The sequence below is a fragment of the Streptomyces sp. NPDC001914 genome (genome assembly GCF_042891215.1).
GTDB lineage: Bacteria > Actinomycetota > Actinomycetes > Streptomycetales > Streptomycetaceae > Streptomyces.
In genome coordinates this window covers 294,258-317,506 of sequence record NZ_JBIASW010000006.1, presented here as the reverse complement: position 1 = coordinate 317,506, position 23,249 = coordinate 294,258, and the positions used below count along the sequence as shown (strand labels likewise).

Genomic DNA, 23,249 nt, shown 5'->3' with positions numbered 1-23,249 from the left:
CCGCTACAACGCCGGCCGGCGCTGTGCGGGAATGACGGGGAGCCTGAACCAGACCGCCTTGCCGGAGTCGGTGGGGCGGTGTCCGCAGGCCGAGCTGAGGGCGCGGAGCAGCAGCAGGCCGCGCCCGTGCTCCTGCCAGGGGTCCGGCTCGCCGGGCGGGTGCGGCAGCGTGAGATCGACGGGCGGTTCGGGGTCGGGATCGTGCACCTCGACCCGGCAACCGGTCGGCATCAGCTCGACGACCAGCTCTATGGGGCCGTCGCCCGCGGTGTGCTCGACGGCGTTGGCGACCAGCTCCGCGGTGAGCAGTTCGGCGGTGTCGCTGTCGGCCGCGTGCTCCCGCTCCGCGAGTGCCGTGCGGACCAGGGCGCGGGCCACCGGCACGGCCGCGACGGTGTGCGGCAGCGCGATGCGCCAGGAGGCGGGTGCTGGGGTGTCGGGCAAGGCGAGTCCGTTCATGGAGCAGGCTGTCCTGCTTGCAACCTAAGGAATGGTACGGCTCCACCGGCCGAACGCGCGCGGTGGGCTTTCTCGGGACATCGGCCGGTGTGTCCCCCGGGGCTTCCCCCTCTCGTTTCGGGACGTTCGGTCGGATACCGGCTGTGTACCCGGACGAACGGCCCTCCTCCCGCGTCCGCTCCCGCCGTTACACGTCTGTCGAAGGGCCGTGACGGGGTCACGGACCACGGACCCCTCGGGCCCCCGTGTTCACGAGATGTGGCCGCCCTCTCACCCTGGGCGACCGTCCCTTCATGCCTCGTAGGCGTCACGCGACCCCAAGGTGTCGATCCCCTCTTGGCCTATAGCGCACTCGTGACGACGGTCACGAATGAGTGATAACTTGGTGGCACAGCCGTATCGCGTCGCCCCCGCCCTAGGAGGCCGCCCGCCATGAGTCCCTTCACCGGCTCCGCCGGCCGCACCGCCGACTGGCAGCATCTGAGGTACGAGCTCACCGACGGCGTCGCCACGGTCACCCTGGCCCGCCCCGAGAAACTGAACGCGCTCACCTTCGGTGCCTACGCCGACCTGCGCGACCTGCTCGCCGAGCTGTCCCGCGAGCGGTCCGTGCGCGCTCTGGTGCTCGCCGGCGAGGGCCGCGGATTCTGCTCCGGCGGCGACGTCGACGAGATCATCGGCGCGACCCTGTCCATGGACACCGCCCAGCTCCTCGACTTCAACCGGATGACCGGCCAGGTCGTCAGGGCCGTACGGGAATGCCCGTTCCCGGTGATCGCGGCGGTGCACGGGGTGGCGGCGGGCGCCGGAGCGGTGCTGGCGCTGGCCGCGGACTTCCGGGTGGCCGACCCGAGCGCCCGCTTCGCCTTCCTGTTCACCCGGGTCGGGCTGTCCGGCGGCGACATGGGCGCGGCCTATCTGCTGCCCCGCGTGGTCGGGCTCGGTCACGCGACCCGGCTGCTGATGCTCGGCGAACCGGTGCGGGCGCCCGAGGCCGAACGCATCGGGCTGATCAGCGAACTCACCGACGAGGGGCACGCCGACGAGGGCGCTCAGGCGCTGGCCCGCCGGCTCGCCGACGGCCCGGCGCTGGCGTACGCGCAGACCAAGGCGCTGCTCACCGCCGAACTGGACATGCCGCTCGCGGCCGCCGTCGAACTGGACGCCGCGACCCAGGCCCTGCTGATGAACGGCGAGGACTACACCGAGTTCCACGCCGCCTTCACGGAGAAGCGGGCCCCGAAGTGGCAGGGGAGGTGAACCCGCGATGCGCGTGAAGGCCGGCGCGACGCGGGTCGCGGTGATCGGCGGCGGCCCCGGCGGACTCTACGCCGCGGCCCTCCTCAAACGTCTGGACCCGGACCGGGAGATCACCGTCTGGGAACGCAACGCGCCAGACGACACCTTCGGCTTCGGCGTCGTCCTCTCGGACGAGACCCTGGGCGGCATCGAGCATGCCGACCCGGTCGTGTTCGCCGCCCTCCAGGCCGAGTTCGTCCGCTGGGACGACATCGACATCGTGCACCGCGGAGTGCGGCACACCTCCGGCGGCCACGGCTTCGCCGCGCTCGGACGACGCCGGCTCCTGGAGATCCTGCACGAACGCTGCCGCTCCCTCGGCGTCGTCCTGCGCTTCACCACCGAGGCCCCGCCCGTGGACGAACTCATGGCGCGGTACGACCTCGTGGTCGCCGCCGACGGCGTCCACAGCCTCACCCGCGCGGCCCACGCGGAGGTGTTCCGCCCGTCCGTCGAGGAGCACCGCTGCCGCTACATCTGGCTGGCCGCCGACTTCGCCTTCGACGCCTTCCGCTTCGAGATCGCCGAGACCGAGCACGGCGTGATGCAGCTCCACGGCTACCCGTACGCGGCCGACGCCTCCACCGTCATCGTCGAGATGCGCGAAGAGGTCTGGCGCGCGGCGGGGTTCGCGGACCTCGACGAGGCGGAGTCCATCGAGCGGTGCGGCAAGATCTTCGCGGACGCGCTCGGCGGACGCCCCCTGCGCGCCAACAAGTCGACGTGGACGAGCTTCCGCACGGTCGTCAACGACCGCTGGTCGCACGGCAATCTGGTCCTGCTCGGCGACGCGGCGCACACCGCGCACTTCTCCATCGGCTCCGGTACGAAGCTCGCCGTCGAGGACGCGCTCGCGCTGGCCGCCTGCCTGGAGGAACAGCCCACGCCGGCGGAGGCGTTGGCGGCCTACGAGGAGGAACGGCGACCGGTCGTCGCCTCCACCCAGCGGGCCGCCCGCGCCAGCCTCGACTGGTTCGAGAACCTCGGCCGCTATCTCGGCCAGCCCACCCGGCAGTTCGCGTTCAACCTCCTCACCCGCAGCCGCCGGGTCACCCACGACAACCTGCGGCTGCGCGATCCGCGCTTCGTGGCCGCGGTCGAGCGCGAGTTCCGCTGCCCGCCCGGCACCCCGCCGATGTTCACCCCGTTCCGGCTGCGCGGACTGACGCTGCGCAACCGGGTCGTCGTCTCGCCGATGGACATGTACTCGGCCGTGGACGGCGTTCCCGGCGACTTCCATCTCGTGCACCTGGGCGCCCGTGCCCTGGGCGGCGCGGGACTGGTGATGACCGAGATGGTGTGCGTCAGCGCCGAGGGGCGCATCACGCCCGGGTGCGCGGGCCTCTACACCGCCCGGCAGGCCGAATCCTGGCGGCGGATCGTGGACTTCACGCACCGTCAGGCACCGGGCGCCGCGATCGGCCTCCAGCTCGGCCACGCCGGCCGCAAGGGCTCCACGCGGCTGATGTGGGAGGGCATCGACGAGCCGCTGCCGGACGGCAACTGGCCCCTCGTGGCCGCCTCCCCGCTCCCGTACCGGCCGGACAGCCAGACTCCCCGCGAGCTCTCGCGCGCCCAGCTGACCGATCTGCGCGAGCAGTTCACCGCGGCCGCCTGCCGCGGGGCCCGCTGCGGCTTCGACCTCCTCGAACTGCACTGCGCCCACGGCTACTTGCTCTCCGGATTCCTCTCCCCGCTGACCAACCGGCGGACCGACGCGTACGGCGGGTCGCTGGAGAGGCGGCTGCGTTTCCCGCTCGAGGTGTTCGACGCCATGCGCGCGGTGTGGCCCGCCGAACGCCCGATGACCGTCCGCATCTCCGCCACCGACTGGGCCGAGGGCGGCACCACCGGCGACGACGCGGTCGCGATCGCCCGGGCCTTCGCCGCCCACGGCGCCGACGCGGTGGACGTGTCGACCGGCCAGGTCGTGGCGGACGAGCGTCCTGAGTACGGACGCTCCTACCAGACGCCGTACGCGGACCGGATCCGGCACGAGACCGGGCTCCCGGTGATCGCCGTCGGCGCCATCTCCTCCTGGGACGACGTCAACTCCCTGATCCTGGCGGGACGGACGGACCTGTGCGCACTCGCCCGGCCGCATCTGTACGACCCGAACTGGACGCTGCACGCGGCGGCCGAGCAGGGCTACGAAGGGCCGGGCGCCGACTGGCCGATGCCCTACCGCGCGGGCAGCCGCCGCCCGCAGACCGGCCGCACCGACGCCCCCAAACCCCGGCTCAGCCTGGGTGGCCGATAGCGTCCGGGTGCCCCGGCCACGGGGGTACCCCGGCGAACTCCGCGCCCGCGTCCCGCAGTCGCTCGTGCAGCGCCCGGAAGACGGTCGCCGATCGGGCACCGGGCCAGTCCTCGGGGAGCAGGGCCGCGGGCAACCCCGGGTCCGTGTAGGGGAGATGGCGCCAGGAGTCGAGGGCGAGCAGATAGTCGCGGTAGGCCTCGTCGGGCGGGGTGTCCTTCCGCTCCTCCCAGGCGTGCAGCACCCGCGCGTGCCGGCCGAGGAACGCCTCGTGCTCCTTGGAGATCGCGGTCAGGTCCCACCAGCGCGCCACCGCGTCGGCCGTCGCCGCGAATCCCAGATGCTCGCCCCGGAACAGCTCCACGTACCCGTCGAGCCGCAGCCGTTCCAGGGTGTGCCGGGTCTCCTCGTACAGCCGTGCCGGGGCGATCCACACCCCGGGCGCGGCCGTGCCGAAGCCGAGACCGGCCAGTCGCGAGCGCAGGACGTGCCGCTTCTGGCGCTCCGACTCGGGTACGGAGAACACGGCGAGCACCCAGCCGCCGTCCTCGGGAGGCGTCGTCGCATACACCCTGCGGTCGCCGTCGTCGAGCAACTGCCGTGCGTCCGGCGACAATGCGTATCCGGCCGCGCCCGCGATGGTGCGTGCCGGCTCCAGCAGCCCGCGGCGCTTGAGCCGGGACACCGACGAGCGCACCGAGGGCGCGTCCACGCCGACCGCGGCGAGGAGTCTGATCAACTCGGCCACCGGCACCGGGCCGGGAGCGAAGCGGCCGTAGGCGCCGTAGAAGGTGACGATGAGGGACCGGGGGGCGTGGTGCTCTGACACGTTGATCACTCTAGTGCGCGAAGATCACTTGGAATCGCCGTCCGCGGGCGGGCCGCCCTCGGGCGCGGAGGCCGGCTCCCGTGGAGCGGGTGCCGACGGGGTGTCCGTACCGCCGTCGGACGACGTCTCCTCCCGGAGTCTGAACCGCTGGAGCTTGCCCGTGGCGGTCCGGGGCAGCGCGTCCAGGAAGACGATCTCGCGGGGGCATTTGTACGGCGCCAGCTCGGACTTGAGGAAGGTGCGCAGCGCCTCGGAGTCCCTGCGGGCCCCCTCCTTGACCACGGTGTAGGCCACCACGATCTGTCCGCGCGCCTCGTCGGTCCGCCCGACGACCGCCGTCTCCAGGACGTCCGGGTGCCGCAGCAGCGCGTCCTCGACCTCGGGGCCCGCGATGTTGTACCCCGCCGAGATGATCATGTCGTCGGCACGGGCCACGTAGCGGAAGTATCCGTCGGGGTCGCGGACATAGGTGTCGCCGGTGATGTTCCAGCCACCGCGCACGTACTCCCGCTGCCGGGGGTCGGCGAGATACCGGCAGCCGACCGGGCCGCGTACGGCCAGCAGCCCGGGTTCGCCGTCCGGCACCGGCGTCCCGTCGGCCTCGACCACGCGCGCCTGCCAGCCCGGCACCGGCAGGCCCGTCGTGCCGGGGCGGATGTGCCCGTCGGCGGCGGAGATGAAGATGTGCAGCAGCTCGGTGGCGCCGATGCCGTTGATGATGCCGAGCCCGGTGCGGCCCTTCCAGTCCCGCCAGGTCGCGGCGGGAAGGTTCTCGCCTGCGGACACGCAGCGGCGCAGCGACCCGACGTCGTGCCCGTCCGCCTCCGCCATCTCCGCCAGCATCGTCCGGTAGGCGGTCGGCGCGGTGAACAGCACGGAGACCCGGTGCTCGGCGATCGCGGGCAGGAGCTGTCTGGGGCCCGCCTGTTCGAGCAGCAGGGAGCAGGCGCCGGCGCGCAGCGGGAAGACGACGAGACCGCCGAGCCCGAACGTGAAGCCCAGCGGAGGACTGCCCGCGAAGACGTCGTCCGCGCGTGGCCGCAGCACATGCTTCGAGAAGGTGTCCGCGATCGCCAGCACATCGCGGTGGAAGTGCATGCAGCCCTTGGGCCGGCCGGTGGTGCCGGAGGTGAAGGCGATCAGCGCGACGTCGTCGGCGGCGGTGTCCACCGCCTCGAAGGGCCCGTCCGGGGCGCCGGTGATCCGCAGCAGCAGATCGTCCGGCGCGTCACCGCCGTACGTCGTGACCCGCAGTCCGGGGACCTCCGCCTTGACCAGGTCGTCGACCGAGCGGACGTCGCACAGGGCGTGCGTCACCCGTGCGATCGAGCACATCGTGCTCAGCTCGTGCGGCCGCTGCTGCGCGAGCACCGTGACGGCGACCGCGCCCGCCTTCAAAACCGCCAGCCAGCAGGCCGCGAGCCACGGTGTGGTCGGGCCGCGCAGCAGCACCCGGTTGCCCGGCACGACACCCAGCTCACCGGTCAGCACATGGGCGATCCGGTCGACCCGGGTGCGGAGCTGTCCGTACGTCCACGGTGCGCCGGAGGGCGTACGGAACACCGGGCGTTCGGGGTCGGTGTCCGCGAGCAGCTCGGCGGCGCAGTTGAGCCGGTCGGGGTAGCGCAGCTCGGGCAGGTCGAAACGGAGCTCGGGCCACTGTTCGGGGGGCGGGAGATGGTCGCGCGCGAAGGTGTCGACGTGGGCCGAGCGTGCCGGCCCCGGAGTGTCTGCGGGATCCAGGGGATCCACAAGGTCCATGGCGTCTCGCCCCCTTGCCTTGGTGGGCTGCCTCGGTGGGCGTCGTGGTGGGCTCGCACAAGGAGCGTATCGTGTTGGTGACGACAGTCAACGGTTCGCGATAACGTGAGTGACGTCCGATGGGGAGAGAGGACGGACAATGACCGCATTCTCGCTCGAACCGGGGCAGACCGCCTGGTGTGCCGAGCTGCGCGCGCTGGCCGCGGAGCAGCTGCGCCCCCTCGTCGAGAAGGGAGAGCCGGGCCACGTCAACCGGCCGCTCGTCGCCGAACTCGGCCGGCTCGGTCTGCTCTCCCGGCTGTTCACCTCCGGTGCCCTCGACCTCTGTCTCATGCGCGAGTCCCTGGCCCAGGTCTGCACCGAGGCCGAGACGGCCCTGGCGCTCCAGGGGCTCGGCGCCCATCCCGTCCACGCCCACGGCACCGACGCCCAGCGCGGACACTGGCTGCCGAGGGTCGCGGACGGCACCGCCGTGGCGGCCTTCGCGCTGAGCGAGCCCGGCGCCGGTTCGGACGCCGCCGCGCTGGCGCTGCGGGCCGACGATGACGGCGCGGGCGGCTGGCGGCTCACCGGTGAGAAGTGCTGGATCTCCAACGCACCCGAGGCCGACGTCTACACCGTCTTCGCGCGCACCGCGGCCGACGCCGGGGCCCGCGGCGTCACCGCCTTCCTCGTCCCCGCCGACCGCCCCGGACTCACCGGCACCCCGCTCGACATGCTCTCCCCGCACCCCATCGGCGCCCTCGCCTTCGACGCCGTACCCGTCACGGCGGACGACGTCCTCGGCGAACCGGGTCACGGGTTCCGGGTCGCCATGAACACCCTCAACCTCTTCCGGCCGAGCGTGGGCGCGTTCGCCGTCGGCATGGCGCAGGCCGCGCTGGACGCGGCCCTCGCGCACACGGCGCGGCGCGAGGCGTTCGGCGGCCCGCTGAAGGACCTGCAGACCGTGGCCCACCAGGTCGCCGAGATGGCGCTGCGCACCGAGGCGGCCCGGCTGATGGTCTACGCGGCCGCGGCGGCGTACGACGCGGGGGCGGCGGACGTGCCCCGGCGGTCGGCGATGGCGAAACTGCTCGCGACAGAGACGGCCCAGTACGTCGTCGACGCGGCCGTCCAACTGCACGGTGCCCGTGCCCTGCGCCGGGGCCATGTGCTCGAACACCTCTACCGGGAGGTGCGGGCGCCGCGTATCTACGAGGGGGCCAGTGAGGTCCAACGGACCATCATCGCGAAGGAGTTGTACCGAACGGCCGAACGGCCGGAAGACAAGGTGTCCACGTGACCGTCAAGGCGACCGAAGGCGCGATGCCCACGTGACCGCCGAGCGGCCGGTAGGCAGGATGCTCACATGACCGCCGAACAGACCACCAGGGATGCGGGGCCCGTATGACCGTCGAGCGCGTCAATCCGTCCGAACTCTCCCCGGCGGCCGGGTTCTCCCACGCCGTCGTCGCCACCGGCTCCCGCGTCGTCTTCCTGGCCGGGCAGACCGCGCTGGACGTGGACGGAAAGGTGGTGGGGGAGACCCTGCCCGCGCAGTTCGAGACGGCGCTGGCCAATCTGCTGACCGCGCTACGGGCGGCGGGCGGCGCCCCCGCGGACCTCGCCCGGGTCACCGTCTACGCCACGGACGTCGCCGACTACCGTGCCCACGGCGCCGAACTGGGCGGGATCTGGCGCCGGTTGGCGGGCCGCGACTACCCCGCGATGGCCGTCGTGGGCGCCGTGCGCCTGTGGGACGAACAGGCGCTGGTCGAACTCGACGGCTTCGCCGTGCTGCCGTAGGAGCGCGGGCCGGGCCGGGTTCAGGCCGCGACGGCCAACTGCCCGGCGAACACCCGGTGCGGAGCGACCACGCTGCCGTCGGGGAGCAGTTCGCCGCTGTCGTCGAAGACGATCGCGCCGTTGCACAGGAGGTTCCAGCCCTGCTCGGGATGGGCCGAGACGATGTGCGGGGTGACGGCGTCCGCGGACGGGCACGAAGACCGGTGAGTACACATGGTGCACCTCCACGTGGGATGCGAAGAGTGTCGGCGGCGCTGTCGTCGCCCTCGCATGGCTAGAAGATGCCCGCACGGCGAACCGATCGGAACACCCGGACGGGAAGCGTGACAACACGAGGACAACTCTCGGACGCCGCCGAGACGGACGGCGCCAAATCGCCACCAAAGGGGTGATGATCACCGGCCGCGGGGCCTTGGACCGGTACCTGTTGAGCACCCTTTGCAGGTCCCCGCTCCAGGAGGTACCCCATGTTGTTCCGCCAGGCCGTCGGCGCGGCCGCCGGTGCCGCGCTGCTCCTGCTCCTCGCCCCGTCCGCCGTAGCCGTGACCGCCCCCTCGGCCGTCTCCTCCGACGAGGTGACGGTCGACCCGACGGCCACGGTCGCGTCCGACGGCACCATCACGCTGTCCGGCACCTACCGCTGCACGGGTGCCTCCGGACCGGTCTTCGTGTCCTCCTCGGTCTCCCAGGGCGACCCGCGGGTCAACCAGGGCATCGGCGGCACGTCGGCACGCTGCGACGGCGCCGAGCACACCTGGAGCAACTCGGAGAAGCGCGAGGCCGGCACCCTCAAGCCCGGCGCGGCCCACGTCCAGGCCACCCTGATGGAACTGAGCGCCACTGGCCTCCCCCTCCCCACGTTCCACGCGGTCCGGGACCAGGACATCACGGTCGTACAGGGCTGAACGCAAGCGAGGGGCCACCGGCGCTGCGGACCGGTGGCCCCACCCCCCTTGCCGGTCTCCCGCGCCCGCCCACTGTCACGTCGGTCCGCCCAACGCCCGTACGCCGCCGCACAGCTGGTTGATGCCCCCTCGTAGACTCCGGGCGTGGACGACAACCCGGAGGCACCCGTCGGCGGCGCTTCCGGTCGGCCCCTCGGGGAACCGTCCGACACGGCTGAGCTCAGGCTCCTGGCCAGGTCCCGTCCCGAGGAGTTGTACGCGGCGGCGGAGCGGCTGTGCCGTGACGCCCCCGACGGCGGACCCGAAGGGGCGGCTGCCGTGCGGATCGTCGGACGCTTCGCCGCCGTCCTGGCGGAGACACGCTCCCGGGACTGCTCGAGGTTCGCCGTGGATCTGGTGGGCCGGCTGCTGCCGGTCGGCCCCGCCCGTCGGGAGGAAGCCGAGCTGCTGCGGCGCTCGGTGGCCGCGAAGCTGGCCGGGGCCCAACAACTGAGTGACCTGACACCCCTGTTCGCGGAGCTTCCGGACACCGATGAGGACCCGTCGACAGAGGTGCGCGCCTGTCTCCTCGGGGAACTCGCGCTGATCGGCTCGGGCCGGGGCAGGCCGGCCCTCGACGCCTACGCGGAGCGACTGCGAGAGCTGGGGCACCCGCTTGCGGTGTTGCCCAGGACGCTTCTCGACGTCGAACACCGGTTCACGGTCCGCGTACGGGGCCTCGGGCGCGTCAAGACCTCCGATCAGCTCCGGGCGCGATTCCCTGAGATCTCCCCGACCGAGGGCGGAGCGGCAGCGGGACGTGCGGCGGGGCGGACACCGGACGGACCGCGTGCGAGGACCGCCGCCAGGCCCTTCACCGCAGGCGGATGGGCCCGCGCGTCGGAAGTGCGCTTCTTCACGCTGCCACGCCCGCTCGACCCGGACGACTTCAACATCTCCTTCCTCAAGGAACTGCCGCTCGACTGCCTGGCGGGCGAGGGAACACGTCGTGGCGGAGCCGTCGCCTGCCGGACGACACCCGATGACGTGCTCGCCACGTTGTTCGCGGCGGCCTACGACGGAGGAGTGAACGGCAGCGCGCAAGGCGGCGCGTACTCCCGTCTGTACGCGTGGCACAGCCTCTGCGCGTTGATGGGCCTGCCGACCGACATCCCGTTCCTGGAGGCGGCGGGGCAGGCCCTCGACCACCGCTGGCTGCGCTTCATGGCGTTCGCGGACTGGTTCCACCACGACACCGCGGACGTGGCTTTCGCGGTACTGGATCCCACCCGTACACGGGTGACGGTGCTGGCCGCGACGGACACCGACGTGGACGGCTAGCGGAAGGACCTGGCCCCGCGTCCGGCGGTCGCGAGGGCCGGTGGGGGGTGGGGGCGCCGTCGCGCCCCCACCACGACGCCGGGTCAGATGTCCCGGAAGATCTCGATCTGGGCGCCGATCGAGTTCAGGCGTTCGGCGAGGTCCTCGTAGCCGCGGTTGATGACGTACACGTTGCGCAGTACCGATGTGCCGTCGGCCGCCATCATCGCGAGCAGGACGACCACGGCGGGCCGCAGGGCGGGCGGGCACATCATCTCGGCGGCGCGCCAGCGGGTCGGGCCCTCGACGAGTACGCGGTGCGGGTCGAGCAACTGGAGGCGGCCGCCGAGGCGGTTGAGGTCCGTCAGGTAGATCGCCCGGTTGTCGTAGACCCAGTCGTGGATCAGCGTCTGGCCCTGCGCGGTGGCCGCGATGGCCGCGAAGAAGGGGACGTTGTCGATGTTCAGGCCGGGGAACGGCATCGGGTGGATCTTGTCGATGGGCGCCTCCAGCTTGGAGGGCCGCACGGTCAGGTCGATCAGCCGCGTACGGCCGTTGTCCGCGTAGTACTCGGGCGTGCGGTCGTGGTCGAGGCCCATCTCCTCCAGGACCGCGAGCTCGATCTCCAGGAACTCGATCGGCACCCGGCGCACCGTCAGCTCCGACTCCGTGACCACGGCGGCGGCGAGCAGGCTCATCGCCTCGACCGGGTCCTCGGAGGGCGAGTAGTCCACGTCGACGTCGATGTTCGGCACGCCGTGCACGGTGAGCGTCGTGGTGCCGATGCCCTCCACCCGTACGCCCAGGGCCTCCAGGAAGAAGCACAGGTCCTGGACCATGTAGTTGGAGGAGGCGTTGCGGATGACCGTGACGCCGTCGTGGCGGGCGGCGGCGAGCAGCGCGTTCTCGGTGACCGTGTCTCCGCGCTCGGTCAGCACGATCGGCCGGCCGGGGGCGACGGACCGGTCGACGCGGGCGTGGTAGAGCCCTTCGGTCGCGGCGATGTCGAGTCCGAACCGGCGCAGCGCGATCATGTGCGGCTCGATGGTGCGGGTGCCGAGGTCGCAACCGCCCGCGTAGGGCAGCTTGAAGGCCTCCAGGCGGTGCAGCAGCGGGCCGAGGAACATGATGATGGACCGCGTGCGGATGGCCGCCTCGTGGTCGATGGACTCCATGTCCAGCGCGGCGGGCGGCACGATCTCGAGGTCGACGCCGTCGTTGATCCAGCGGGTGCGGACGCCGATCGAGCCCAGGACCTCCAGCAGGCGGTAGACCTCTTCGATCCGGGCCACCCGGCGCAGCACCGTGCGCCCCTTGTTCAGGAGCGTCGCGCACAGCAGGGCGACACAGGCGTTCTTGCTCGTCTTGACGTCGATCGAGCCGGACAGACGACGCCCGCCGACGACGCGCAGATGCATCGGACCCGCATATCCGAGCGAGACGATCTCGCTGTCGAGCGCCTCACCGATCCGGGCGATCATCTCAAGGCTGATGTTCTGGTTGCCGCGCTCGATGCGGTTGACGGCGCTCTGACTGGTGCCGAGCGCTTCGGCGAGCTGCGACTGTGTCCAGCCCCGGTGTTGCCGGGCGTCACGGATGAGCTTGCCGATACGTACGAGGTAGTCGTCTGCCATGGCGCGACCGTATATCGGATGTGAGATAAACAAAAATGGAGCGCCGCCTTCCGGGTGGCCGGGGTCACCAGGCGGTGTTCGAGGGGCAGTTCGGGTGCCCCGCGCCGGTGCGGCGACGGCGCCCGCGGCGCGCCGACGGCTCCGCGGGCCCGTGCCGCCGCCCGTGAATGCCGTGAAGGCGTACTTCCGTGACGGTTCGTCGGTGCTGGGCTCTTTGTCGCTCTTGGGTCACTTTGCCTTGCGGGTGGTCTTACGCCATCCGAACGGCCCCGGCAGGTCCATCGACGTCGTCCTGCGCCCGGTGCTGCTGTGCGTGTGCTTCGGCCCGTGGGCTCCGCCGGTGGTGATGGACCACGACTTGCGGTTGATGTTGAGCCGTACCCCGGGAAGGATGCGGAAGCTCTTGCGGAAGGTGAGCGGCATGGGTGCCCCCCTGTGTCGTCGTGCCGGGGCTTTCCCGGCGGACACCGGGTACCCCGAAACGGCTCCGGCGTGCCTGTCGGCGGCTTCGGCGCGTCAACTTCCTTCGGGAGGTGGCGCCGTGACCGCCCGGGCGCGGGATTTGCGCGGAGGCGGCTCGCCGGTGAAGGGGGTGGGGGTGCGTCCCCGCGGCCGGGCGATACCGGATGATGCGGGCATTCCGCCCGGGCCGGGCCAAGCGGCACGGCCCGGACATGCGGGCGTGCGGACATGACCTGTCCGCCCCCATGCACTAGAGTTATCTCGACATCGAGATATCTGCCGAGGCGTACCGCAGTGGCACGCCGCCATCGGTCCGACGGTAAGGGTTACCTAACTTAGCCTTACCTTAGCGGATCGGCCATGGCGTCGTGGCGGCAGGATGCGGTGGGAACGCGCACATCAATGAAGGAGACTGTCGTGTCGGCGAACAGCTTCGACGCCCGCAGCACGCTGCAGGTGGGCGACGAGTCGTACGAGATCTTCCGGCTGGACAAGGTGGAAGGCTCGGCTCGCCTTCCGTACAGCCTGAAGGTGCTGCTGGAGAACCTGCTCCGCACGGAGGACGGCGCGAACATCACCGCCGACCACATCCGGGCGCTCGGCGGCTGGGACTCGCAGGCCCAGCCCAGCCAGGAGATCCAGTTCACGCCCGCCCGCGTGATCATGCAGGACTTCACCGGCGTGCCCTGTGTCGTCGACCTCGCCACCATGCGCGAGGCCGTCAAGGAGCTCGGCGGCGACCCGGCGAAGGTCAACCCGCTCTCCCCGGCCGAGCTGGTCATCGACCACTCCGTCATCGCCGACAAGTTCGGCACGAAGGACGCCTTCGGCCAGAACGTCGAGCTGGAGTACGGCCGCAACAAGGAGCGCTACCAGTTCCTGCGCTGGGGCCAGACCGCCTTCGACGACTTCAAGGTCGTCCCCCCGGGCACCGGCATCGTCCACCAGGTCAACATCGAGCACCTGGCCCGTACGGTCATGGTCCGAAACGGCCAGGCGTACCCAGACACCCTCGTCGGCACCGACTCGCACACCACGATGGTCAACGGCCTCGGCGTGCTCGGCTGGGGCGTCGGCGGCATCGAGGCCGAGGCCGCGATGCTCGGCCAGCCGGTCTCCATGCTCATCCCGCGCGTCGTCGGCTTCAAGCTGACCGGCGAGCTGCCCACCGGCACCACCGCCACCGACCTCGTGCTGACCATCACCGAGATGCTGCGCAAGCACGGTGTCGTCGGCAAGTTCGTCGAGTTCTACGGCGAGGGTGTGGCCGCCACCTCCCTGGCCAACCGCGCCACCATCGGCAACATGTCGCCCGAGTTCGGCTCCACCGCCGCGATCTTCCCGATCGACGGCGAGACCCTGAACTACCTCAAGCTCACCGGCCGCTCCGAGCAGCAGGTCGCGCTCGTCGAGGCGTACGCCAAGGAGCAGGGCCTCTGGCTCGACCCGGCCGCCGAGCCCGACTTCTCCGAGAAGCTGGAGCTCGACCTCTCCACGGTCGTCCCCTCCATCGCCGGCCCGAAGCGCCCGCAGGACCGCATCGTCCTCGCGAACGCCGCCGAGCAGTTCAAGACCGACGTCCTGAACTACGTCTCCACCGCCGACGAAGCGGGCCAGGAGTCCTTCCCGGCCTCCGACGCCCCGGCCGCCACGAACGGCGTGCCGTCCAACCCGGTCCAGGTCACCGCCCCCGACGGCACGACCTACACGATCGACCACGGCGCGGTGACGGTCGCGGCCATCACCTCCTGCACCAACACCTCGAACCCGTACGTCATGGTCGCCGCCGCGCTCGTCGCGAAGAAGGCCGTGGAGAAGGGCCTGACCCGCAAGCCGTGGGTCAAGACCACCCTCGCCCCGGGCTCCAAGGTCGTCACCGACTACTTCGACAAGGCGGGGCTCACCCCCTACCTCGACAAGGTCGGCTTCAACCTGGTCGGTTACGGCTGCACCACCTGCATCGGCAACTCCGGCCCGCTGCCGGACGAGGTCTCCAAGGCCGTCAACGACCACGACCTCGCGGTCACCTCGGTCCTCTCCGGCAACCGGAACTTCGAGGGCCGTATCAACCCCGACGTCAAGATGAACTACCTGGCCTCCCCGCCGCTGGTCGTCGCCTATGCCCTCGCGGGTTCCATGAAGGTGGACATCACCCGCGACGCGCTCGGCACCGACACCGAGGGCAAGCCGGTCTACCTGGCCGACATCTGGCCCTCCGAGGCCGAGGTCAACGACGTCGTGGCGAACGCCATCGGCGAGGACATGTTCAGCAAGTCCTACCAGGACGTCTTCGCGGGCGACGCCCAGTGGCAGGCGCTGCCGATCCCCGAGGGCAACACCTTCGAGTGGGACCCGCAGTCGACGTACGTCCGCAAGCCCCCTTACTTCGAGGGCATGACGATGGAGACCACCCCGGTCTCGGACATCGCCGGCGCGCGCGTCCTCGCCAAGCTCGGCGACTCGGTCACCACCGACCACATCTCCCCGGCCGGTGCGATCAAGGCCGACACCCCCGGAGGCAAGTACCTCACGGAGCACGGTGTCGAGCGCCGTGACTTCAACAGCTACGGCTCGCGCCGCGGCAACCACGAGGTCATGATCCGCGGCACGTTCGCCAACATCCGCCTGCGCAACCAGATCGCGCCGGGCACCGAGGGCGGCTACACCCGCGACTTCACCGTCGAGGGCGCGCCCGTCGCGTTCATCTACGACGCCTCGCGCAACTACATCGCGCAGGGCATCCCGCTGGTCATCCTGGCCGGCAAGGAGTACGGCTCCGGCTCGTCCCGCGACTGGGCCGCCAAGGGCACCGCGCTCCTCGGCGTCAAGGCCGTCATCGCCGAGTCGTACGAGCGCATCCACCGCTCGAACCTCATCGGCATGGGCGTCCTGCCGCTCCAGTTCCCGGAGGGCGTCACGGCCGAGTCCCTCGGTCTGACCGGCGAGGAGACCTTCTCCTTCACCGGCGTCGAGGAGCTCAACAACGGCACCACCCCGCGCACGGTGAAGGTCACCACCGACACCGGCGTCGAGTTCGACGCGGTCGTCCGCATCGACACCCCCGGCGAGGCGGACTACTACCGCAACGGCGGCATCATGCAGTACGTGCTGCGCAACCTGATCCGCAACTGAGCACTTTGGTGACGCAGTTGTAGGTCGGCTCCGCAGGAGTCGAGGGCCGCATCCCCGGTTGAGGGGGGTGCGGCCCTTCGCCGTCGCCGCGAACTCCCTTGCGGAACATCGGCGGTGCTCAGCCGGAACACAGGATTCCCTCAGTGGGCGGGGCCACGATTGCCCCATGAACGGCGCATCCGGGGTCCTTGTCAGCCAAGTCCGAGTCCGTCTCCGAGCTGTCCGTGTCAGCGGCGGAGCGCGCCTCCGAGTTCTCCCTGCTCGTGTCCGCGTCCGCGTCCGTCCCGGGTCCGGTCTCCGGCTCCGTGAACCGGTCGTCCGCCATGGCCCCGTGCACGCCGGCCAGCCGCCTGCCGCCGTCCCGCAGCGCGAAAGCGGCCCGCTCCGGGCTCCCGTGCGCAGCACGGCACCCGTCGGTGCGTACGCCATCGGCTCGCCGGAGTACGGGAGATGAGCCCGTCCGGGGCGCACCGGCTCCTCTGGGCGCGGCCGCGCGGACGTTCCCGCCGGACGCGGTCCCTGAGCGCACGGCTCCTAACGCTCGTCGGACTGGCGCTCTTCACGGTGTGCGTGACCATGGCCTTCACCACGCTCCTAGCGCAACGCGCCTATCTCCTCGACGACTTGGACCGGAGGGTCGCTGAGGCGGCCGAGCGCGGCCGGGACGGCGTCCTCGGCGACGGGCCCGGTGCCGGGACGGGCCTCGGTTCGTTCGACGGCCGGGGACAGCCGGCCGGCACGATCACCGCCCGGCTCGGCGCGGACGGGACCGTCGTCGTGGCCGAGGTGGTGAGCCGTTCCGGCGAGCCGCGCAGGCTCCGCGCCGCCCAGCGCTCGGCCCTGGCCGGCATCGAACCGGACGGCTCACCGCACACCCGTACCGTCCCCGGGCTCGGTGTCTACCGCGTCGCCGCGCTCGACGGCGGCGGACGGCCCGTGCTCACGGCCCTCCCGATGGACGGCGTACGGGACGCCGTACGGGGTCTGGCCGTGGCCGAGACCGTGGTGGCGGCCGGAGCCCTCACCCTCGTGGGCTCGGTCTGCGCGGTCGTGGTCCGGCGCCGACTGCGCCCGCTCGAACGGGTGGCGGCCGCGGCCGTCGAGATCTGCCTCTCACCCCCGGCCGGGGATGAGACCGCCGACCCGGACCAGGTACCCGGACAGGGTGCCCGGTCCGGCAGTGAGGCCGACCGGATCGGCGCCGCCCTGGACCGGCTCACGGGCCACGCCGTGACCGCTCACGCGGAGCGCCTGCGCGCCGAGCGGGAGACACGCCGCGGCGAGGAGCGCACGCGCCGCTTCATCGCCGACGCGAGCCACGAACTGCGGACACCGCTGGCGTCGATCGCCGGATACGCCGAGCTGATGAACCGGGGCACCGGCGTCGGCGAAGCGGCGACGGCCTGGCGGCGGGTGTCCGCCGAGTCGGCCCGGATGACGGGCCTGGTCGAGGACCTGCTGCTGCTCGCCCGGCTCGACGAGGGGCACCCGCCGCAGGCGGCGGAGGTGGACCTGAGGGTGCTGGTCGCCGAGGCCGTACGGGAGGCGCGGGCCGCGGGGGAGGGCCACGACTGGCACCTGGCCGGGCTTCCGGACTCCCCGGCCCTGGTGGCCGGCGACGCGGCCCGCCTCCGCCGGGTCGTGGCGAACCTGCTGGCCAACGCCCGTGCGCACACACCGGCGGGGACGACGGTCGTCGTCACGCTGGAGGCCACGGGGGCGGTCTGCGCGATCCGGGTCCGCGACGACGGCCCCGGCATCCCGCCCGCGCTGCTGCCCGACGTCTTCGAACGCTTCACCCGCGCCGACGCCTCCCGCTCCCGCGTGTTCCCGGGCCACGGCGGCTCGGGCCTCGGGCTCGCTGTCGTTGCCGCCGTCACGAAGGCGCACGGCGGCCGTGTCCAGGCCGAGAGCGCCCCGGGCCGCACCGAGTTCACCATCGAATTCCCGACCCTACGACCCGTTCCCCCGCCCCGTCCCGCTCCGGCCCCGGTCCCACCGCGGCCTGCTTCGGACCCGGTTCCACCGCGGCCTGCTTCGGACCCGGTTCCACCGCGGCCTGCTTCGGCCCCGGTCCCACCGCGGCCTGCTTCGGCCTCGGTTCCGCCGCGTCCTGTTTCGGGCTGGGTTCCGTCCCGGCCTGTTTCGGGCTCGGTTCCGCGGCGTCCCGCTTCGGGCTCGGCCCCACCACGGCCCCCTTCGGCGCCCGACCAGTCGCGCCCCACGGAGGACCCGGTCCAACCGGGGACCCCGCAGGGAGCCGCCGGGGGAGAGCGGCCACCCGCACCCCGGACAGGAACAGCACCCGCACCCCCGACCGGAGGTCCACCCGCACCCCGTACCGAAGGGCAAGCCGCCGCCTCCCCCAGGTGATGACCACGCGGAGGCCACGCACCCTCGCGGAAAGGGGGCCACCGGCCCGGCCCGGCTCGGGTCGCGGCTGCGCCGGGCGTTTACACCGGTTCTTCGGCGCGCTACGTTCCGCATGAGGTGGGAGCGCTCCCACAGGTGGACCGGAACCCGCCCGGGGGCCGCTCCCGCCTCGCCCCCGATCCCGTACGCCCCCACGGAGGAGACATTGTCATGCACCTAACAATCACCCCACCGCGTCCGGCGGGTGTGCGACGGCCGCTCACCCGATTACGGTTCCCCGGCCGCCGCCCGTCCCCCTGGCTCGTGCTCCTCGCCCTGCTGGCCGTGATCCCGGCCCTCGTCCTGATCGGCGTCACCGGTGGCCGGGCCGAGGCGCACGGCACCCCCATGAAGCCCGGCAGCCGGACGTTCCTGTGCTGGCAGGACGGACTGACCGACACCGGTGAGATCAAACCGGTGAACCCGGCCTGCAGGGCGGCCCAGCAGGCCGGCGGGACGACGCCGTTCTACAACTGGTTCTCGGTGCTGCGCTCGGACGGCGCGGGGCGCACCCGCGGCTTCGTCCCCGACGGTTCGCTGTGCAGCGGCGGGAACGCCAACTTCTCCGGCTTCGATCTGCCGCGCTCCGACTGGCCGTTGACCCATCTCACCGCGGGCGCGACCGTCGACTTCGCCTACAACGCCTGGGCGGCGCACCCCGGCTGGTTCCGCGTCTACATCACCAAGGACGGCTTCGACCCGACCAGGACGCTCACCTGGGACGCCGTGGAGGAGCAGCCCTTCCTCACCGTCGACCACCCGCCGCTGAACGGCACCCCGGGCACGGTCGAGGCCAACTACTCCTGGAGCGGCAGGCTGCCGGCGGGCAAGACCGGCCGCCACATCGTCTACATGGTCTGGCAGCGCTCCGACAGCGCGGAGACCTTCTACTCCTGCTCCGACGTCGTGTTCGACGGCGGCAACGGAGAGGTCACCGGCATCCACGACCCGGGCAACCCGACCGAGCCCCCGCCCGGCACCTGCTCGGCGACCCGGCGCACGACCAGCACCTGGCCCGGCGGTTACCAGTCGGAGGTGACGGTGACCAACACCGGCACGGTCCCCATGCTCGGCTGGATGGTCGACTGGACGCTGCCGGGCGGGCAGTCGGTCGCCAGTCTGTGGAACGGCAACGCGACCTTCGGCGGGCAGGCGGTGATGGTGCACAACGCCGACTGGAACGGCTCGCTGAGCCCGGGCGGCAGCACCACGTTCGGCTACGTCGTCACGGGTTCGGGCGGCGATCCCTCGGCGGCCCTTCCCTGCCGGGTCGGCTGAACGGGCGAGGCTCGGGGCGGACCGGGCGGGTGGGTTCGGGCCCACCCGGTCCGCGAGCCCGGACGCGGCGGGGGAGGCCCTGCCCGGGATGGTGCGGCTTGTGGCGACCGAGGTGCACGACAACGTTGTCGAACGGTCTGCTCCCGACTCTATCGCCTCAACGGACAACGATGTCAAGCGTGTTGACGGTCGTCCTCGGCGCGTTCGGGCCCATCGGGAGCGAGCGCGGCGCGGGACGGCCCCGGCCGGGAGACCGCCGGCCGCCGCCGGGGCCATCGGAGTGCGCGCGGGGCGCGGCGTCGACGGCCCAGGCGGTCTTCCGTGGTACCCGTGGCGCACGTTACTGTCCCTGCGGCTTGTGCGACCTGTGGTGCGCGACCCGTCCGAAGGAGGAGGGGCCGCGTCATGCGTTTCCGTCCGTCATCGTTACTGCTGGCCGTCGCCCTGACGGTCGCCGGCGCCACCCCGGCGCTCGCCGCACCTTCGTCGGGGCCACCGGAACTCGTCAAAGACCCCACCACGTACGTCGACCCGCTCATCGGCACCAGGAACGGCGGCAACGTCTTCCCCGGAGCCGTCACGCCCTTCGGCATGCTCTCCTGGAGCCCGGAGAACACCAGAGGGGACGCCACCCGCACGGCAGCGCCCGGCGGCTATCACTACGACGCCACGCGCGTCCGGGGCTTCAGCCTCACCCACATGTCCGGCACGGGATGCGCGGGCGGCAGCGGCGACATCCCCTTCTTCCCGTACGCGGGTGAGGTCACCTCGTCGCCGGCGACCGACACCAAGGACGCCGTCTACGCCTCGGGGTTCGCGCACGCCGACGAGCTGGCCGAGCCCGGCCACTACAAGGTGGGGCTCGCCTCCGGGGTGACGGCCGACCTCACGGCGACCGCGCGCACCGGCTCGGGCCGCTTCACCTTCCCCGCGGACAAGCCCGCCTCGATGCTGATCCGCACCGCCAACTCCGAGGTCGGGTCGACGGATTCGGCCGTGCGCATCGACCCGGCGACCAGGACCGTCTCGGGCTCCGTCACCTCCGGCAACTTCTGCGGCTACCTCGACCCGGAGGGCCGACGCTCCTACTACACGCTGTACTTCACCGCCCGCTTCGACCGCGCATTCAAGACCACCGGCACCTGGCAGGACGACCGGCTGAGTCCGGGAGCCACCGAGGCGAGCGGCGGCACCGGGGGCTTCGCGCAGGGCGGCCGCCCCGTCGCGGGCAAGGGAGCCGGTGGCTATGTGGAGTTCGAGCCGGGCGCCGACCCGGTGAACGTCAAGGTCGGCATCTCCTACGTCAGTCAGGAGGGCGCCGCCGCCAACCTGGAGGACGAGAACCCGCCGTCCCGCTCCTTCGCCTCCGTCCAGCGCGCGGCGCACCGCGCCTGGCGCGAACGGCTCGGCGCGATCGGCGTCGGCGGCGGCACCGACGGCGACCGCACCACCTTCTACACCGCGCTCTACCACGCCCTGCTGCACCCGAACGTCATCAGTGACGCCGACCGCAGATACCGGGGCTCCGACGACAAGGTGCACAAGGTCGGCCGGGGCCACGAGGCGCAGTACGGCACCTTCTCCGGCTGGGACGTCTACCGTTCCCAGGTCCAGCTCGTGACCCTGCTGGACCCGGACACCGGCTCCGACATCGCTCAGTCGCTGCTCGAACTGGCCCGGCAGAACGGCGGGGTCTGGGACCGCTGGCTGCACGGCGCGAGCGGCACGCACGTCATGAACGGCGATCCTTCGGCCCCCGCCCTCGCGGGCATCCGCGCGTTCGGCGGCACGGACTTCGACCTGGACGGCGCGCTCGACTCCCTGGTGAAGGCGGCGACCGTGCCGACCGAAGGAGACCTCTCACCGGCGGGCAAACCGGTGCTCTCGGTGGGCCAGCGCCCCTCGCTCGACAAGTACCTCGAACACCACTACATGCCGTCGGTGTCCAACGCCTGGGGCGGCGCGGCCGAGACCCTGGAGATGTCCGGCGCGGACTTCGCCATCTCCCAACTGGCCAGGGCGGCCGGGGAGAAGAAGACAGCGACCGACTTCGCCGAGCGCTCCCAGTGGTGGCAGAACAACTTCAACATCGCGGCCGACCCCGGCGGGGGCTACATCGCCAACCGCAAGGCCGACGGGAGCTGGGTCACCGGCTTCACCCCGGCGACCGGCAACGGTTTCGTGGAGGGCACGGCGGCCCAGTACACCTGGATGGTGCAGCACGACCCGGCCGGCCTCTTCGCCGCCATGGGCGGGCGCGCCAAGGCCCTCGACCGGCTCGACACGTTCTTCCACAACGCGGACGGAAGCTGGGCGTTCAGCGGCAGCGGCGGTGACAAGTCCGAGCTGGACAACGAGCCGTCCATCAACGTGCCCTACCTGTACGACTACGCGGGCGCGCCGTACAAGACACAGGAGACCGTCCGCGCGGCGATGACCCGGCTGTGGTCGACGAAGCCCGAGGGCATCCCCGGCAACGACGACCTCGGTGAGATGTCGTCCTGGTACGTGTTCTCCGCGCTCGGCATGTACCCGCAGGTGCCCTCCCGCGCCGAACTCACCCTGGCCTCACCGCTGTTCCCGAGGGTCGAGATCGAGCGTCCGGGCGGCGCCGACATCGCGATCCGGGCCCGGGGCGCGGCCGCGGACACCCCGTACGTCCAGTCGCTGCGGGTCGACGGCCGCGGCAGCGAGCGGCCCTGGCTGCCGGCCTCCTTCGTCCGTGAGGGCGGCACCCTCGACTACACGCTGTCGGCGACACCGGACAAGAACTGGGGGAGCGCCGAGGCGGCCGCGCCGCCCTCCTTCCGTACGGGTGAGCAGCCGTACCAGATCGGTGTGGGCCCGACGGCGGCGACGATCGCGCCCGGCGGCAGCACCGCGCTGGACATCCGCGCCCTCGCCCTGGGCGGCGGCGCCGGGCCCGAGGTCCGCTTCCGGGTGGAGACGCCCGCGGGCGTGACGGCGACACCCGCCGAGGGCACGGTGACCGACGGCGCCCAGCGGATCGCCCTCACCGCCGCCGGGGACGCCGAGCAGGGGTTCTACGACGCCAAGGTCACCGTGACCTCCGGCGACACCTCGTACACGCAGCCGGTGGCGCTCACCGTCGCGGCCCCGGGAACCCTGCTCGCGGCCTACGACAACACCGGTGTCTCGGACGACTCCGGGGATCACTCGGAGGCCGACTACGACGGCGGCGGCTGGAGTTACTCCCGTCAGGCGCTCGCCGACGCGGGCCTGACCCCGGGCGGCCATGGAACGGTGGACGGACTCGCCTTCGTCTGGCCGAAGTCCCCCGCCGGCCGCCCCGACAACGCCTCGGGAACCTCGCAGACCATCGAACTGAGCGACCCGGCGCACCGGTTGTCGTTCATCGGCAGCGCCGTGAACGGCAACCAGAAGGCCACGGCCACCGTCACCTACACCGACGGCGGCACCGACTCCGTCGACCTGTCCTTCACCGACTGGACCGTCGGCGGCGGGGGCGGCACCGTCCAGTACGGCAACGAGACCGTCGCGAGGACCGCCTACCGCAACGTCGCCGGCGCCGACAAGGACCCGGTGGCCACGTATGTCTTCGCCACCAGGCCGTTCACGGCACCGGAGGGAAGGACGATCAGGAGCGTGAAGCTCCCGGACAACGCCGACCTGCACGTGTTCACCCTCGCGGTCGGCCCGTGAGCTGACGGGAACGCCCGAGAGGAGCGCCCGTACACGGACGCGGGGCGGGC

At 72.0% G+C, this 23,249-nt stretch carries 16 protein-coding genes; 10 read left to right on the top strand and 6 right to left on the bottom strand.

Going from position 1 to position 23,249, the window contains the following annotated elements:
• Positions 1–3: 3 nt before the first annotated feature.
• Positions 4–459, bottom strand: a complete 456-nt coding sequence (locus ACFYYF_RS19580) for an ATP-binding protein (RefSeq protein WP_361681856.1) — start codon at positions 457–459, stop codon at positions 4–6.
• 432 nt (positions 460–891) lie between these two features.
• Between ACFYYF_RS19580 and ACFYYF_RS19575 the strand changes: the two genes are divergently transcribed.
• Both ACFYYF_RS19575 and ACFYYF_RS19570 read left to right on the top strand, forming a co-directional pair.
• Positions 892–1,719 (top strand): enoyl-CoA hydratase family protein, encoded by an 828-nt coding sequence (locus tag ACFYYF_RS19575; protein ID WP_326785004.1) that lies wholly within the window; start codon positions 892–894, stop codon positions 1,717–1,719.
• A 7-nt stretch (positions 1,720–1,726) separates the two neighbouring features.
• Positions 1,727–4,018, top strand: coding sequence for a bifunctional salicylyl-CoA 5-hydroxylase/oxidoreductase (locus tag ACFYYF_RS19570; protein ID WP_388777299.1), 2,292 nt, complete (start codon positions 1,727–1,729; stop codon positions 4,016–4,018).
• Here the strand turns inward: ACFYYF_RS19570 and ACFYYF_RS19565 are convergent.
• Both ACFYYF_RS19565 and ACFYYF_RS19560 read right to left on the bottom strand, forming a co-directional pair.
• The gene (locus ACFYYF_RS19565) at positions 3,999–4,853 is read right to left on the bottom strand and encodes a PaaX family transcriptional regulator C-terminal domain-containing protein (RefSeq protein WP_388777297.1); all 855 of its coding nucleotides are present in this window, start codon (positions 4,851–4,853) and stop codon (positions 3,999–4,001) included. The two genes, ACFYYF_RS19570 and ACFYYF_RS19565, sit on opposite strands and share 20 nt — an antisense overlap.
• 15 nt (positions 4,854–4,868) lie before the next feature.
• The gene (locus ACFYYF_RS19560; RefSeq protein ID WP_388777295.1) at positions 4,869–6,605 is read right to left on the bottom strand and encodes an AMP-binding protein; all 1,737 of its coding nucleotides are present in this window, start codon (positions 6,603–6,605) and stop codon (positions 4,869–4,871) included.
• A gap of 139 nt (positions 6,606–6,744) precedes the next feature.
• Here ACFYYF_RS19560 and ACFYYF_RS19555 point away from each other — a divergent pair, with 139 nt between their 5' ends.
• Together ACFYYF_RS19555 and ACFYYF_RS19550 are read left to right on the top strand one after the other, a co-directional pair.
• The gene (locus tag ACFYYF_RS19555) at positions 6,745–7,890 is read left to right on the top strand and encodes an acyl-CoA dehydrogenase family protein (RefSeq protein WP_388777292.1); all 1,146 of its coding nucleotides are present in this window, start codon (positions 6,745–6,747) and stop codon (positions 7,888–7,890) included.
• Between the two features lie 104 nt (positions 7,891–7,994).
• Positions 7,995–8,393: a RidA family protein gene (locus tag ACFYYF_RS19550; protein WP_388777290.1), complete on the top strand. Its 399-nt coding sequence runs from the start codon at positions 7,995–7,997 to the stop codon at positions 8,391–8,393.
• A 20-nt stretch (positions 8,394–8,413) separates the two neighbouring features.
• Here ACFYYF_RS19550 and ACFYYF_RS19545 read toward each other — a convergent pair whose 3' ends face one another.
• Positions 8,414–8,608, bottom strand: a complete 195-nt coding sequence (locus ACFYYF_RS19545; RefSeq protein ID WP_361681873.1) for a DUF5999 family protein — start codon at positions 8,606–8,608, stop codon at positions 8,414–8,416.
• A gap of 252 nt (positions 8,609–8,860) precedes the next feature.
• Between ACFYYF_RS19545 and ACFYYF_RS19540 the strand changes: the two genes are divergently transcribed.
• On the top strand, positions 8,861–9,298 hold the full coding sequence (locus ACFYYF_RS19540) for a DUF6299 family protein (RefSeq protein ID WP_388777286.1): 438 nt from the start codon (positions 8,861–8,863) through the stop codon (positions 9,296–9,298).
• 144 nt (positions 9,299–9,442) lie between these two features.
• Positions 9,443–10,618 (top strand): DUF6183 family protein, encoded by a 1,176-nt coding sequence (locus ACFYYF_RS19535; RefSeq protein ID WP_388777284.1) that lies wholly within the window; start codon positions 9,443–9,445, stop codon positions 10,616–10,618.
• 83 nt (positions 10,619–10,701) lie between these two features.
• On the opposite strand, the gene ACFYYF_RS19530 is transcribed toward ACFYYF_RS19535, so the two are convergent.
• Positions 10,702–12,231 (bottom strand): helix-turn-helix domain-containing protein, encoded by a 1,530-nt coding sequence (locus ACFYYF_RS19530; RefSeq protein WP_388777282.1) that lies wholly within the window; start codon positions 12,229–12,231, stop codon positions 10,702–10,704.
• A gap of 228 nt (positions 12,232–12,459) precedes the next feature.
• Positions 12,460–12,654: a DUF4236 domain-containing protein gene (locus ACFYYF_RS19525; protein ID WP_361681882.1), complete on the bottom strand. Its 195-nt coding sequence runs from the start codon at positions 12,652–12,654 to the stop codon at positions 12,460–12,462.
• Between the two features lie 456 nt (positions 12,655–13,110).
• On the opposite strand from ACFYYF_RS19525, the gene acnA reads away from it, so the two are divergent.
• The 4 genes from acnA to ACFYYF_RS19505 all read left to right on the top strand — a co-directional run bounded on the left by acnA (position 13,111) and on the right by ACFYYF_RS19505 (position 23,199).
• The gene (gene acnA / locus ACFYYF_RS19520; protein ID WP_388777279.1) at positions 13,111–15,825 is read left to right on the top strand and encodes an aconitate hydratase AcnA; all 2,715 of its coding nucleotides are present in this window, start codon (positions 13,111–13,113) and stop codon (positions 15,823–15,825) included.
• Positions 15,826–16,401: 576 nt separating this feature from the next.
• Positions 16,402–18,198 carry an ATP-binding protein gene (locus ACFYYF_RS19515; RefSeq protein ID WP_388777276.1) on the top strand — a complete coding sequence of 599 codons (1,797 nt, stop codon included), beginning with the start codon at positions 16,402–16,404 and terminating at the stop codon, positions 18,196–18,198.
• Positions 18,199–18,408: 210 nt separating this feature from the next.
• Positions 18,409–19,515, top strand: coding sequence for a lytic polysaccharide monooxygenase (locus ACFYYF_RS19510; protein WP_388777274.1), 1,107 nt, complete (start codon positions 18,409–18,411; stop codon positions 19,513–19,515).
• A 405-nt stretch (positions 19,516–19,920) separates the two neighbouring features.
• Positions 19,921–23,199, top strand: a complete 3,279-nt coding sequence (locus ACFYYF_RS19505) for a GH92 family glycosyl hydrolase (RefSeq protein ID WP_388777272.1) — start codon at positions 19,921–19,923, stop codon at positions 23,197–23,199.
• The last annotated feature ends 50 nt before the right edge of the window (positions 23,200–23,249 follow it).